At 60.8% G+C, this 13,875-nt stretch carries 10 protein-coding genes; 4 read left to right on the top strand and 6 right to left on the bottom strand.

Annotation, left to right across the window (positions count from 1 at the left end; all coding sequences use genetic code 11):
- The first annotated feature begins 132 nt into the window (after window positions 1-132).
- Window positions 133-660, top strand: coding sequence for an inorganic diphosphatase (gene ppa, locus AC1ROI_RS16215; protein ID WP_008052339.1), 528 nt, complete (start codon window positions 133-135; stop codon window positions 658-660).
- A gap of 231 nt (window positions 661-891) precedes the next feature.
- A complete protein-coding gene (locus AC1ROI_RS16210) occupies window positions 892-1,638 on the top strand; it encodes a S24 family peptidase (protein ID WP_102593823.1) in 747 nt (248 codons plus the stop codon).
- A 404-nt stretch (window positions 1,639-2,042) separates the two neighbouring features.
- Here the strand turns inward: AC1ROI_RS16210 and AC1ROI_RS16205 are convergent, their stop codons facing one another.
- The 6 genes from AC1ROI_RS16205 to AC1ROI_RS16180 are packed head-to-tail and all read right to left on the bottom strand — an operon-like array spanning window position 2,043 to window position 12,221.
- Window positions 2,043-2,858 (bottom strand): YfaP family protein, encoded by an 816-nt coding sequence (locus AC1ROI_RS16205; RefSeq protein ID WP_083375667.1) that lies wholly within the window; start codon window positions 2,856-2,858, stop codon window positions 2,043-2,045.
- 3 nt (window positions 2,859-2,861) lie between these two features.
- Entirely contained in the window at window positions 2,862-4,481 is a 1,620-nt protein-coding gene (locus AC1ROI_RS16200) for a DUF2300 domain-containing protein (protein WP_102593822.1), read from the bottom strand.
- A gap of 1 nt (window position 4,482) precedes the next feature.
- Window positions 4,483-9,048, bottom strand: coding sequence for an alpha-2-macroglobulin family protein (locus tag AC1ROI_RS16195; protein ID WP_102593821.1), 4,566 nt, complete (start codon window positions 9,046-9,048; stop codon window positions 4,483-4,485).
- Window positions 9,045-9,647, bottom strand: a complete 603-nt coding sequence (locus tag AC1ROI_RS16190; protein WP_186353740.1) for a DUF1175 domain-containing protein — start codon at window positions 9,645-9,647, stop codon at window positions 9,045-9,047. Before AC1ROI_RS16190 ends, AC1ROI_RS16195 begins: the two co-directional genes overlap by 4 nt.
- Before the next feature lie 32 nt (window positions 9,648-9,679).
- Window positions 9,680-11,392 carry a DUF2138 domain-containing protein gene (locus AC1ROI_RS16185; RefSeq protein ID WP_102593819.1) on the bottom strand — a complete coding sequence of 571 codons (1,713 nt, stop codon included), beginning with the start codon at window positions 11,390-11,392 and terminating at the stop codon, window positions 9,680-9,682.
- A 37-nt stretch (window positions 11,393-11,429) separates the two neighbouring features.
- Complete coding sequence (locus AC1ROI_RS16180; RefSeq protein WP_102593818.1) at window positions 11,430-12,221, bottom strand: YfaP family protein; 792 nt, start codon at window positions 12,219-12,221, stop codon at window positions 11,430-11,432.
- Window positions 12,222-12,728: 507 nt separating this feature from the next.
- Here AC1ROI_RS16180 and AC1ROI_RS16175 point away from each other — a divergent pair.
- Window positions 12,729-12,971, top strand: a complete 243-nt coding sequence (locus AC1ROI_RS16175) for an exodeoxyribonuclease VII small subunit (RefSeq protein ID WP_007894317.1) — start codon at window positions 12,729-12,731, stop codon at window positions 12,969-12,971.
- On the top strand, window positions 12,968-13,870 hold the full coding sequence (locus tag AC1ROI_RS16170) for a polyprenyl synthetase family protein (protein ID WP_010467332.1): 903 nt from the start codon (window positions 12,968-12,970) through the stop codon (window positions 13,868-13,870). Before AC1ROI_RS16175 ends, AC1ROI_RS16170 begins: the two co-directional genes overlap by 4 nt.
- Window positions 13,871-13,875 lie beyond the last annotated feature (5 nt).

The following is a 13,875-nucleotide window of genomic DNA, read 5'->3' as shown; positions in this document are numbered from 1 at the left end:
CGGTGAGGCTGGGCACTCGGGTCTACACGACCTCTGGCACATAGCAACGGTGGCGGAATATGCCTATAATCGCCGCCACTTTTTGGTCAATCCGGCCAAGTGTTTTTGGTCAACTAACGGGGGCACCGCCCAATGAGCTACAGCAAGATTCCGGCTGGCAAAGACCTGCCGAACGACATCTACGTCGCGATCGAGATCCCGGCCAACCACGCGCCGATCAAATACGAAATCGACAAAGACAGCGATTGCCTGTTCGTTGACCGTTTCATGGCCACCCCGATGTTCTACCCGGCCAACTACGGTTACATCCCGAACACCCTGGCCGACGACGGTGACCCCCTCGACGTGCTGGTCGTTACCCCTTACCCGGTAGCGCCAGGCTCGGTGATCCGCGCTCGTCCGGTCGGCATCCTGAACATGACCGACGACGGCGGCGGCGATGCCAAAGTCATCGCAGTCCCACACGACAAGCTGTCCCAGCTGTACGTCGACGTGAAGGAATACACCGACCTGCCACCCCTGCTGATTCAGCAGATCGAGCACTTCTTCGCGAACTACAAAGATCTCGAAAAAGGCAAATGGGTGAAGATCGAAGGCTGGGCCGGTGCAGATGCCGCTCGCGACGCCATCACCAAGTCGGTTGCTGCCTACAAAGGCTGAGACGCCACTGGCCTCGCGCCTGTGACGACTTGAAAAAAAACCCCGGTTGATCCGGGGTTTTTTGTGGGCGTCTATCAAGGGCCTTTTAAACGCAGCGTTTAATTTCAGAACGCTACGTTTTTTCTTGTTTAATTTGTTCCAAATACGTCTTACATCCGGTCGTAAATTTCCCTCGAAATTTGAACGGCTCGTTTATTCAAAGCCCGGCGCAGCAGCCGTAGACTCGTGTTTATGAAAAAGAACACTAGCGGCCCACGGTTTAAAGCGCTCCTCGAAAAAGCGAAAATAACGACGACAGGTTTTGCCGCTTTCTTCGACACGGAGCCGCAAAATATCCATAACTGGTACACCCGCGGCGTGCCCGCCTACCGCATGGAAGAGGTCTCCAGATTACTCTCGGTAAACAGTGACTGGCTCAAAACAGGTGAAGGCCCACAAGACTCCAAACACCTGCGCCTTCTCGACGAGGCCGGCAACACCTTCGACGCCCAGGCCATTCGCGGCATCTACACGGTGGTCGAGCCCTCCGACGTCAAACTGCCCCTCTTCAAGGAAATCCCCATCGCCCCGGGGTCCTGTAAAACCCACGTCGCCGAAGACCCCGGCCAATTCATCCGTCTGCCCAAAAGCCACCTCGACTCCCTGGAAATCAAATACACGGATGTCTTCTGCGTCCACATGATCGGCAACGGCATGGGCGAGCGCATTGAGGACGGCTCGACCCTCGCCATCGACCGAGGACTGACCAAAGTGATTGACGGGGAAATCTATGCCATCGAGCACGACGGGATGCTGCGGATCAAATACCTGCACCGGATGCCGGGCAACGCCCTGCGGCTGCGCAGCTACAACAAAGCTGAACACCCGGATGAAATCTTCAATGCCGAGCAGATTGATAAGCAGAACATCAGGGTGCTGGGGTGGGTGTTCTGGTGGTCGACCCTGAACAAACGGCGGCCGGCGGTGCCATTTTTGTAGCACCGCGCCGTACTCGCGAGCGCTCCCACAGGTACTGCGCAATCCATGTGGGAGCGAGCCTGCTCGCGATGAGGGCGGAACATTCACGCTAAAATTCCGGGTGGGTCACTTAATCCCGAGCTCCGATAGCTCTAAGACGCACACCGCACTGGGAATTCCCCAAAAAAATCAGTATGCTGCGCCCCACATTTGCGCATCACCCCGCCCCGCGGCTCTGATCGCACCGACAAGGCAGATGACTTTCTCGCCGAGTCCCACAGCCGGACGCAAGATCCGGGTGTACGTTTTGAAGGCTGGTGAGGTTTACCAAAAATGAACCAAGCCAGTCCCCGAGAAGCCGGCCACAAGCCGGCTTTTTAATGCCCGGAAAAAGTAAATAGTGCAGCAAGCTGCTGCACAATTCCTCACGGATAACTAAACCCCTTAACCAACGTCAACTCCCCCACCGCCCGCATCGGCACCAGAAAAGTCTCCATCTTCTCGTTCGGCGTCCCTTCCTCCGTAATCACCGTCACCTGCGCCGTCGTCAGCGCTTGAACCGCCTCTTCCTGCCCGTCCTCATCACTCCGATACCCACCCCCGAAGTAATTCACATAGACGAGGTATTGGCCTTTGATTGGCGCCGGCATGGCGAAGATTTCCGGGCCGTATCCCGTCGTCACGTCGACATCGAGCGCAGCGCCATTGGGAACAGCGCGGTCGCCGTACCAGATGTGGGCGCCATCAGGCGTGATGAGGTGCAGGTCCAGATCCGTCCCATCGCTGTCCCACGCCAGCAGCACGCGCAACTTGGCCGGCGTAGCCCCACCACTGACATTAAGAAACTGCGTCCGAGACCGTTGCTGCCCATCAGGGCTGCGAACTTCAACGCTGTTGCTGCCATTGGGAAACGAGAACGGTCGATCAAAACGCCCAGACGGATCAATCTTCAGCGGCATGCTGACGCCGTTGACGATCAACCGCCCAGGTTCACTGGACTTTGGCGTGGCGTTGATCTGCCCGGTGATACGGGCGGTATTGGCTTGGCCGACCGGCGTGTTCACCGAGGAGGCTGGATAGTTAACGGTTTGACGAAAGTTTTCACCTTCACCTTCGGACGCGCCAGTGCGCCAGCCACCAACGGGCGTATTGAGTTTCACGCCACTCTCAGCCGCAAAAACTGCGGGCAATACACAAAAAGAACAAAGGAACAGGAAGACCTGTGGATAACGGAGTTTCATGGCCTATTCCAGCAAGAGGTGGCGGGCGAGCCCTTCGATGTAGGTTTCATCCTGGCCGTTGGGGTGTGCTTCGAAGGCCAGGTGCAGGTATTCGTGGGTCAGGTCGAGACGGTCTTGCAGTGACAGCACGCCGCGCACGTAGATGCGCTGGCGTTCGCGGTCGACGTAGGGGCGGCCGAAGGCCAGGCGGCAGACGGCGAAAGTGCTGACGTCGTTGTAGCCGACCTCGCTTTCCAACTGCGCACGCCAGCCGCGGCGTTGCTTTAGTAGCCAATCTTGCGCGGCGGGCAGAGCTTCGCAGGAGGCGACGGGGTTGTCCCAGCGGCTGAGGCTGGCGCGTGGGTAGGCGTGCAGCAGGATGGCGTCGTAGCGCTGGCCAGCGTTGGCTTGTTCGATGGCGTGCTGCCAGGACAGTTTGTCCGGGCCGGGTTGGTCGGAGTGATAGGTGACGCTGGTGCCGGCGAGGACGAGGTCGCTGGTCCAGGCGGCGATGTGGCGTGATTCAGCGGTGGCCGGGCGTGGGGCGACGCGTTGGCGGTTGCTGCTGTCGTCGATGCTCAGGCAGTCGCCATGACGGGTGGCGTTTTGCAGCAGGTAGGTTCTGATCGCGACAGCCAGGGCTTTGGCGGCTTCAATGGGTTCGGGTTTGGCTTCCCTTTGCAGGACGCGGGCGACGTATTCTTCACGGTCGAGTCGAGCGACGAGTTTGCCCTTCAGCAAAAACAGTTCGCCGTCGCTGTGGATATCCAGTTGATTGCCATTGGCGAATTCGACGCGATAGTCGCCCTGCAGAGGCCCGGAAGAAACAACCCGATCCCCCGCAAGAACACGCCCGATCGGATAACGGGAAAACAGACCGACTTCGACGCAACGTCCCGCATCCAAAGGCCACTCAACCGGCAACACAGAAGCCAACACCCCACCGTAGTGACGCAAGACCATTTGACTGGTCCCCCGGCCACCCGCCCAGATCGGCGTACCGTCCGCCATCCATCCGGCAAACCCGCCCTGACGCGACGCAGGGTCCTGATCGCCCAACCAGCTCCAGGTTTTCACCCGCAACCGGCCACCGAGTTCGCCCACGACATTGCCGTCAGCGGCGCTTAGCACCACATCGAGCAACACCCGCCGCGCCTGATCCTGCGCCGGCATCACGGCCAGCACTTTCAGCAATTCAGCCACGGAAACTCGCGTAGAAGGCTGTAACGAAGGCAGGTTCAGCAACCATTCCGGCGCCTGCCGTGCTTGCCAATATTCCCGCCAGCCAGCCTCAGAAATACCCAACCGCGCAGGCTCAAAGTACAAGCCACATGACTTCACCAACGCCTGATCGCGCTCGATCTTGCCGCCAGCAGCGCAGCAATACACTTCCTCTTTCGACTGCCCGCGACACTCGTAAGCGGGCTCACGAGCGCCGGTGTCCACCAGCCAGCCGTACACAAACAACTTCCACAAACTGCCGAGCGGTGTCTGCACATCAGCAGGCAATGGCTCACGTGAAATCACTTGAGTCTGGCTTAACGAAATCAATTCACCCTTGAAGCCCAGACGCAGCGGCTCCTCCTGCGCTGTCGCCAGCGCAGGGATCAAACACAGCAGCCACCAGACCAGCGGTCGGGTCATGTCAGTTGACCGTGACCTGGCCGAGGGCCGGTTTCTGTTCCTGGGCTTGATGCTGCGGCGCGTAGACCTGAGTGAAACGCACCGGCGGCAGGTTGAATTGGCCTTTCTGCGAGAAGCGGACCAGATGACGCAGGCGCAGCTCGCCGCTCAAGGCATCGACTGGAATCGCATAAGCCATCTGGCCCGGCTCGAAACGCGCTTTCTCCAGCGCGGTCGGCTCGGTGCCGGCCTTGCCCATGAGCTTGATGCCCCACGTCGTGCGTTCGACATCGGCGCCCGGTGGCAGCGGCACTTCGAGCATGCCGTAGCGCAGCGGTTTGGCGGCTTTACTGGTGATGATCACTTCGTCCAGGTACAGGCTGTCGCTGGACAACGGCTGGGTGCCGACGGCTTCCAGTTTGAAGGTGAAGGCTTCGTCACCCGGCACCAGACGCGACAGGCGACGGGTGATGGTCACGGCCATCGGATCGACCGGTGGTTGTTTGCTCTGGAAGCTCAATGCCGCTCGCAACGGACGTTCTTGCGTCCCGGTCAGCGACAACACCGCCGGTACGGGTGAAGCGCCCTGCCACGTCCAGTACATTTCACCGGTAGCACCGTGTTGTTTTTTCCAGCCTTCACCCGGCGCCAGTGCGATGGTGGGCGAGGCCTGCTCGATGCTGCGTTGCAACCAGGTCAGCGCCAGAGCGCGCTCCAGGGTCGATTGCTGCGGCAGCAAACGCTGCAACAACGCTTGCGCACGAGCCTGATCGAAGGGCTGTAGCGACAGGTTCAAGGCTTCGGCAAATGGCTGAGAACTGACCGCCAATCGCTGCTGGGCATCCGGCAGTTGACGATTGAATGCGTCCGGCAGAGTCACCTTCGATTGTTTCGCCAACGAGGCAGTCAGCGCACGAGCAGTCGCCAAGCCAAGCGCCGAATCAGGATCGCTCATGACAAGGCTGTCCTCGCCATCTTCCATCAGATTCGCCGCGCTGCCCTCGCCTGCTTTCGCCAGGTCATCCATCAACCCACTGAGCAAGGTGTTGACCGGCAATTGCATCTGCCTGGCGAACGAAAGAATCAGCGCCCGCTGCAGCAACGGCGTGTTTTTCGCCTGCTTGGAATACACCTCCAGCACCCGCTGCCAATGCTCCGGCGGCAGGCTCAGTTCCAGCGCTTTGCTGGCGTGCCAGTCGGCGTAATAGGCGTAGGCAGTGAGGAACGCATCCGGCTCGCCGGCCATGCCCCACCAGGTGAAACTCGCCGACGGCCCGGCCATTTGCACCAGGCGCAGACGGCTGTTTTGCATGATCAGGCGCAAGCGATCGCGGATCTGCGGGTTCGACGACAAGGTCGGGTACGCAATGCTCAATGGCAGCAAACGGCTGGCGGTTTGTTCGACGCCACCGTACGGATAGCTCAGCAGATCATCGAGCGCCGAGCGGAACAGCGCTTGCGGACTGTCATCCAGACGCAGGCGAATATCCGTCGCGTCCGCCGGCAAGGTCAGCGGCGTGTCACCGCTGGCCACGTCCAGGCTTTGGCTTTGCGTGACCTGCCAGCCTTCGCCGGTCGCGGTCAGGCGCACGGCGAGGGCGTCGGCGGTTTTGCCGTCCTGCACCAGTTCGGCGGTCCACTCGCCGGAGGTCAACGCGAACGCCGGCAGCGCGATGTAGTTGATGCCGTTGTTCAGGGTCACCGGCACGCGCTGTTCGGCGCCGCCGTAATGGATCACCAACTCGGCCTTGACCGGTTTTTCCGCCTGGCTGAAGGCGAACACACCGAGATCCGGTTTGTCACCATTGCGGAATTGGGTCGGGCCGCTCCATTTCAGGTACAGCGGTTTCTCCGAGCGCAGGAATTGCTTCTTCTGCCCGACCTGGCCGTCATCGGCAATGGCTCGGGCAGTGATGCGCCAGCGGGTCAGCGAGTCCGGCATCTTGAAGGTGAAGCGGGTTTTGCCGTTGGCGTCGGTGATCAACTCAGGTTCCCACGCGGCGGTGTCGACGTCTTCCCGGCGCGGCCGTTCCAGCACTTTCACGCCACGCTCGCTGCGGTTGGCTTTACCCGGTGCACCGGGGCTGCCCGGCAACGCAACGTCGTAGCTGATGAACGACAAGCTGGCGCTGGTACGCACGTTGTTGCGGCGTGGGTGGTAGAAGAATTGGTCGATGGTCGGCGCGACTTCCGGTTGCAGCGCGTAGACCATTTCATCGACCACGCTGACCGTCAGGTGTGCCGGAATCGGCTTGCCGGCGAACTGGGTAGTCAGGTCCACCGACACGGTATCGCCCGGCTGATATGCCTCTTTATCAGTGGCAATGGCCACGTCGATCTGCGGCGCGATCACCTTGATGCCGGCGTTCTGGAAGCTGTACTGACCGCCCTTGGTGTACAGCACCGAGAAGGTCAGGTTCGGCGCGAAAGTGTCCTTCACCGGGATGCGCGCGCGGTATTGGGTGTCGCTGAGTTTTTCCATCTTCAGCCAGTCGCCGCCCTTGGACAGCAACGCTGTGGACTCGACCTTGTCACGCTCCAGCGACAGCAATGCATCGCTGACTGGCTCAGGGAAAGTGATCAGCGCCAAGGCTTCGTCGCCCGCCTTGTACTCGGGCTTGTCGAGGACGATTTCCACAGTGCCGGGCACGGCTTTGACGCCATCGCCGGTCACCGAATGGCCGGTGGCGCCGACGACTCGGCCATGGTCATCCTTCAACGTCAGGTTGTAGGTGCCTGGACGGTCGAAGGCCAAGGTGAAGCTTTTATCCGTCGTGGCGAGTTTGCCTTCGCCAGTGCTCTGATCCTCCAGACGTACCCAAACGTAGCTGCCCGGCGTGACGGCTTTGGCCTGCTCGCTGCCACCCTCATTCAAATAGCTGAACGCAACCTTGTCACCCACTGCGCTGAAGCGCTGCGGTGCACTCAAGCGGAAACTCGCGGCGCCACGGTCGATGAGGATTTCCTTGGTGGTCTTGACCCGGTACGCCGCGCCATCGCTGGCAAACACGGTGAGCATGTATCGGCTCGGTTTCTCGGCGGCCGGCAGGTCGAGGGTCGCGTTGCCTTTGCTGTCGGTGGTCAGTTCGGTGCTGGTCAGCTCCACCGGGAATTGCCCGAGGTATTGCAGTTCGTTGTCGACCATCGACAGTTGCTGGGCGCGCAGACTCAGGCTCAATTTTGCGTTCGCCACCGGTTTGCCGTCCGGGTACAGCAGCACCAGGCTGCCCTTGACCGGTTCGCCGGTGCGGTAATCCTGCTTGGCCAGGTTCAGCGAGATTTCGAAATGCGGCTTGATGTATTCGGCCACGCGGAAGGCGCTGCTGTAGGCCTGGTCCTTGTAGCTGAAACGCAGTTCATAACCGCCGGCCATGGCGTTATCCGGCAACTGGAATCGGCCTTGGGTGCCAGCCTTGGAATCAAGCTTCAGCGCCAGCGATTGCAGCGCCGTGCCGGTGGCATCGAGTACCGTCACGTTGACGTCGGCAGCGGTCGGTGCCACGGAATCCCGGGCGTTCTTGAACTCGCGACCGACGATTTTCAGCGACACCCAATCCCCCGGCCGATACAGCGGCCGGTCGGTGAAGGCATAGAGTTTGGTGTCGTAGATTTCGCTGTCGTAATAGAAGTTCTCGGAGACAAACACCCCACCCTCTTCGTCCTCGCCAATCACGAACGAACGCTCGGGGCTGACGTGTTTCAGGCGCAGCAAACCATCGGCATCGGTGGCGCCGCTGCTCATCACGCCGAGGCCATCGGTCCACAGCACATTGACCTTCGGCACCGAACTGCCTTCGTGCTTGCGCGCAGCCCAGACCACCAGTTCATCACCGGCAATCTTGCTCACGGCCACAGTGTTGGAAACGAACACCATGGTGGTCGCACGGTACTTGCCGATCAGCGCTTCCACCAGGTACAGACCGGGTTTCAAATTGCCCAGCGGAATGTAAACGTTGCCCGGCGCGACGCTGACGAACTCACTGGAAGAACCGGCCAGATTCACACCGGTAGGTGGCTGGATCGGTTTGGCTTGCCACAGCGGATAACGGAACTGGCTGACCACCGGCAAACCCGGAATCAGCGCGAATTGCGGCTGAGCGTCGTAAGGCGTGGGCGCGGCAATCGCGCTGCCCATCTTCAGCTCCGGCACTTCCTCGGTGACTTGTTTGCGTGACTCGTAGGAAAACGCCCGCTGCATCACCCGACGGGATTTTCGATACCAGTTGTCCCACAGGTACGCGAGCGTATTCGACAGGCCTTCACCCTTGAACTGACCGTCGCTGACCACGCGGTGCAGGTTCTTCTGGCGCTTGAGGAAATCCAGCGGTTTGTCGATGCGGTACACGCGAATGTCGGCGCCGCCGTAAGGCTCCATGCGGAACCGACGGTAATCGCGTCCCGGCGCTTCGAGGCGGACCATCGCCTGTTCGTCACTGGCGAAACTGCTGTCCGCCAGCAGGAAAAAGCTTTCACCGGCCACCGGCGTGTAGCCGCTCGGCTCGACGGTGTCTTCGGCGTTGACCGCCGAAAACGGCAGCACCAAAACCAACAGCAGAGGCAGGAAACGCAACATGCGGGCACCGATCATTGGGAGAGAAAGTTCAGTCGATAGACGCCGATGAAGTTGGGGTTGGCTGCGTCGGGTATCCATCGGGTGTCCTTCCATGTCATGAGTTGCTGCAGGCTCGCGGAACGCATGCCGTTGTCAGTGGGGGTGGTGGTGCCGGTGTGATAGGCAATGAAGCGGCCCATCCAGATCATCAGGTGCTGGTCGTCGCCCTGATCGAAAAACATCAGGTCGCCGGGTCGGGCTTGCGCCAGATCGCGACCGACCAGATGGCTGTTGAACTGAATCAACTTGATCGCGTTGACGTAGGGCCCGACCTTGCCGCCGCCCTGCTGCCACTGCTGGGCGAGGCTGCGTTGAGCCTCGCTCAATTGCAGTTCCGGCGGCAGGTAGCGGTTGCTCAGGCCATTGCTGCGCAGCCATTTGTCGTCATGGACTTTCAGCGCTTCGTTGGCGGCGAAGCGCACCAGCCCGGCGCAGTCCTGCTGATACCAGCGCGGGCTGGGGCCTTGGGTCAGTTGCTCTTGGGCGATGCGCACGAACCAGGCGCGGAACACCTGGGATTGCTGCGGATCCAGCGCTGCGGCTTCTCCCGCAAACGCGCGACTGCCCAGCAACATCGCCAGCAGGCCGAGGCCTCGGATAAGTGCGGTCACAGCGCTTTCCACTCCAGCGGCAGCCACTGCCAATGGCCGTCAGGCTCGCTGCCTTCGGGCAAAGTCAGGGCGTACTTGCCATAGCCGCCAAGCTTGCGCAGTTTCGGGATCAGGTAGGTTTGCGCGGCGTTGTAGAACACCGGCTCCATGTCCTGCGGCAGGCTGTCGAGGGTTTCCTGCTGCATCAGTTGCGCCATGGATTCCGGGCCGAAGTAGACCGGCATCAGCAGGTCTTTCGGCACCACATCAGCCATCGGCGGGAAACGTTTGTCGAGGGTGCCGAGGGCCTTGTCCACGAGCTTGTCATCGAGGGAGAACAGCAACGTCGAACCGTGACGCGCCAGGCTGACTTTCATGAACGCCTTGCCGGTGATCGCCTCAGGGTTCTCGGCGTCCTTGGCTTTGTAGGGACCGAAGTTGGAGCTGACCTGGCGCTGCCACTGATGGCTTTGGCCTTCCTGTTTCTCGACCACCGGGAACGCGTGTTCTTCGACGTTGCCTTCATAGGCGCCAACCATCGAGCCGAACAGGTTGCCCAAGTCACCGTCGAGTTTGGCGCTGTCGTCGTCATTCAGGCTGGCCACCAGCAACGGCGTGTACAACCGCGAATCGGCGTACCAGCACAGTCCGGCGGCCCCGGCCATGTGTTCGGTCAGCGCCTGGGCGACGGATTCTTCGGCACCGAGTTTCACCAGCAGCGGTTTCTGCTGTTCGGCGGCGAGCGGCAGGGCCACGCAAGCGCTGGCGCCCATTGGCATGGCTTGCCAGATCGGTTTGAAATCGAAGTCCGGCTGGTTGTCCAGTTCGTCCATGGCGAGGAAGCTGTGCCAGCCCTTGTCGTCCATGTCGAAGCGCAGGCCGGCGAAATTCGGGATGAAACGCTGGTAACCCATGGCCAGGACGCTCGCGTTGACCGACAGGCGTTGTTTCACCTCGCGCGCGCGCGGTGGCAGGCCGAAGGCTTCGGGGAACAGTTTGTCACCGTTGAGCAACGCGGCGATGGACTGGGTCGAGACGCTGCCCGGTTCTTCCGAAGCTCCGCCTTCTGAATCGTAGAGTTTGGTCGGGTTGGACAGCACCACCAGTTTGTCGCCATGGGAGGCGAACAGCAGCGCCTTGCTGGCGTTGTAAGTGAGTTGATAAAGCGTCACATCGTCGGTGCCGACTTTCACTGTGGCGACGGTGGTCAGCTGCGAATCATCCAGCGCCACTTTCGCCAGCGGCTCCAGCAGCTTGGCCAGGCCCCCTCGGTCCATCACCAACAGAAAGTCTTTCAAGCGACCGTCCGCCCCGCGCCACAACGCCACATCCGCCGGTTGATCGAAGAGCTGCTCGATCAAACTGTCCTGCAACTTCAGGTCATGTTCGTAAATGATCCGCCGCAGACTGCCGATCAGGCCGAGGCGATCCGCATGCGCTTCGTAATAGAAGACGAAATCCTCGGTCAGGGTTTCCTTGAGGAACGGCACCGCCAGCAAGTCTTTGGGCAATTGGCTCAGGGAATGGGTTTCGAGCAGACCGTCCGGGCGGCTCATGCCCAGCTTGTCGCTGGCCAGTTCGGCCGGTGGCGTCTTGGGTTTGTGCATGAACCAGCCTAAGCCGGCCGCGACGCCAGCCACCAGGATCAGCCCGACCAGTAGCGCCGGCCAGCGGCGAGGAGTTTTGGCAGCTGGCGTTTCGGCGGCCGGAGAAACAGTGTTATCGCTCATGTTCACAAAACCCGATGTCATCCGTAGAGCGGGATGCTTAATAGTTGAAAGTCTTGACCAGCAGCAGATCACCGATGGCCCGCAGGGGCACGATGAAGGTCTCGCGTTTTTCGTCGACGGTGTTTTCGTTGAGCACCAGGTTGATCTGCGAGGTGATCACCTCGTTCTGGTTGCTGGTCTCCTCGAAGTTATAGCCGCCGCTGCCGAAGTTGCCCCAATAGTTCACGTAAACCAGATAGGTGCCATGCATCGGCGCGGTCATGGTGAACATTTCCGGGCCGGGGCCATCGACGCCGTCCGGATCCAACCCGCCGCCATTGCTCATCGCCGGGCGAGCCCAGAACGCGTGTTGGCCGTCGGGGGTAATGATGTGCAGATCGAGTTCGGCTTTCGGGTCATCCCAACCCAGCACCACGCGAATCCGCGCCGGGGTGCGCAGGTTGTTGGCTTCATAGAATTGAACGCGCTTGAGCGATTTGCCTTCAGAGCTGCGCACTTCGACGCTGTTGGAACCGGCGCCGAACGCATACGGCCGGGCGAATCGCCCCTGGTCGTCGGTGTACAGATTCAGGGGATTGCCGTTGACGGCCAGCGTATGAGGCCCGCGTTGCGTGCCGATGGCCTTGAGCTGGCCTTGGATCATCGTGCGATTGCGCTGCACGCCCCGGTCGATGGGCGGCGTCGGATAGGCGACTTGAGGATATTCGCTGCGGTCCAGCAGGCCGTTGAAGCGCCAGCCGCCCACCGGCTCCGACAACTCAGCCGTCGGCTCGGCCCAGGCAGCGGTCGCGAAGACCAACGCCATCAGCACCAGAAGAAATGAACGCATGTGACGCCTCCTGCCATGCATAACGAAACCTTGCACCCGATCCTCGGCGCGTTACAGATCCTAAAACTGCGTTTCGTCAGAAAGACCCGTGACTATTGGGTCGTAGAAGGCGCGAAGGTTAGCCATTTGGCGGTTTTTTAACAATCGGATACATCTATATTTGCGGTAGGAATCACGCTCATTTGAGTCCGTGAGCCGAATAGCGCGTTTATTCGGCTCACGAAATGAGCCGAATAATCCCCATCACTCACGGAAGCGACATTCCTTTGCGGCGAGGGGCTTGCCCCCGCTCGGCTGCGCAGCAGTCGTAAATGGCTGAATGCGGTATTCCTGAAAACCCTGGGCAAATGGTTTTTGGGCTGCTGCGCGACCCAGCGGGAGCAAGCTCCCTCGCCACAAGGGGTGTTTTCAACTTGGGATCAAGGCTCAAAAACCCGCCCTCATTTGCCCATACCCCCCATGTCTGCTAGTGTCGCGCCGGTTTAACGTCAACCGGAAATAGCCGCCATGGCCCGCAAAAAAGCTGCACTGGATTTCGAACAATCCCTCGCTGACCTGCAAACGCTGGTTGAGCGACTGGAGAACGGCGAATTGTCGCTGGAAGACTCGCTGACGGCTTTCGAGCAAGGCATCGGTCTGACCCGCGATTGCCAGGCGGCGCTGGCCCAGGCCGAGCAAAAGGTTCAAGTGCTGCTCGAGCGTGATGGCGAGCTGGCCGAGGAACCCTTCGACGCGGATCAGCCGGAATGATTGCTGCGTATTCGGCGACCAGCCAGGCCCGCGTCAACGCTGCACTGGAAACCCTGTTCAACGCGCCGAGCCCTGAGCTCGCGCGGTTGTACGAAGCCATGCGCTACAGCGTGATGAATGGTGGCAAACGGGTTCGCCCGCTCCTGGCCTACGCCGCGTGCGAAGCGCTCGGTGGCAAGGCTGAGCAAGCCAACGGCGCGGCCTGCGCGGTGGAGCTGATTCACGCGTATTCCCTGGTACACGACGACCTGCCAGCCATGGACGACGACGATCTGCGTCGCGGCCAGCCGACCACTCACAAAAAATTCGATGAAGCCTGCGCGATCCTTGCCGGTGATGGCTTGCAGAGCCTGGCGTTCAGTGCCCTGCTCGACCCGCGCCTGAGCACGTCGGACGCTGCTCTCACCTCCGACCACCTCCGCCTGCAGATGGTCAGCGCCCTGGCATTGGCGGCAGGCCCGGCCGGCATGGTCGGCGGTCAGGCCATCGACCTTGGTTCGGTCGGTCTGAAACTTGACCAAAAAGCCCTCGAAACCATGCACCGGCACAAGACCGGCGCGCTGATCGAGGTCAGCGTCAAACTCGGCGCCCTGGCCAGCGGCCGTGCCGAGAAGGACGAACTGAAGTCCTTGCAGACTTATGCACAGGCCATCGGCCTGGCGTTCCAGGTGCAGGACGACATTCTCGACGTCGAAAGCGATACCGAAACCCTCGGCAAACGCCAGGGTGCCGACATCGCGCGCGACAAACCGACCTACCCGGCCCTGCTCGGCCTCGACGCGGCCAAGGCCTACGCCCTGGAACTGCGCGATCAGGCCCTGCACGCACTGCGACCGTTTGACGCGGCAGCCGAGCCATTGCGCGATCTGGCCCGCTACATCGTCGAGCGACGCAGCTGACGGCG

The organism is Pseudomonas sp. GW823-FHT02C02, assembly GCF_058797635.1.
This window is presented reverse-complemented; position numbering and strand designations above follow the sequence as displayed.

Bases quoted from the DNA above. Each gene is read 5' to 3' on its own strand.
- ppa (WP_008052339.1), top strand. From the start codon at position 133: ATGAGCTACAGCAAGATTCCGGCTGGCAAAGACCTGCCGAACGACATC.
- AC1ROI_RS16210 (WP_102593823.1), top strand. From the start codon at position 892: ATGAAAAAGAACACTAGCGGCCCACGGTTTAAAGCGCTCCTCGAAAAA.
- AC1ROI_RS16205 (WP_083375667.1), bottom strand. From the start codon at position 2,858: ATGAAACTCCGTTATCCACAGGTCTTCCTGTTCCTTTGTTCTTTTTGT.
- AC1ROI_RS16200 (WP_102593822.1), bottom strand. From the start codon at position 4,481: ATGACCCGACCGCTGGTCTGGTGGCTGCTGTGTTTGATCCCTGCGCTG.
- AC1ROI_RS16195 (WP_102593821.1), bottom strand. From the start codon at position 9,048: ATGATCGGTGCCCGCATGTTGCGTTTCCTGCCTCTGCTGTTGGTTTTG.
- AC1ROI_RS16190 (WP_186353740.1), bottom strand. From the start codon at position 9,647: ATGTTGCTGGGCAGTCGCGCGTTTGCGGGAGAAGCCGCAGCGCTGGAT.
- AC1ROI_RS16185 (WP_102593819.1), bottom strand. From the start codon at position 11,392: ATGAGCGATAACACTGTTTCTCCGGCCGCCGAAACGCCAGCTGCCAAA.
- AC1ROI_RS16180 (WP_102593818.1), bottom strand. From the start codon at position 12,221: ATGCGTTCATTTCTTCTGGTGCTGATGGCGTTGGTCTTCGCGACCGCT.
- AC1ROI_RS16175 (WP_007894317.1), top strand. From the start codon at position 12,729: ATGGCCCGCAAAAAAGCTGCACTGGATTTCGAACAATCCCTCGCTGAC.
- AC1ROI_RS16170 (WP_010467332.1), top strand. From the start codon at position 12,968: ATGATTGCTGCGTATTCGGCGACCAGCCAGGCCCGCGTCAACGCTGCA.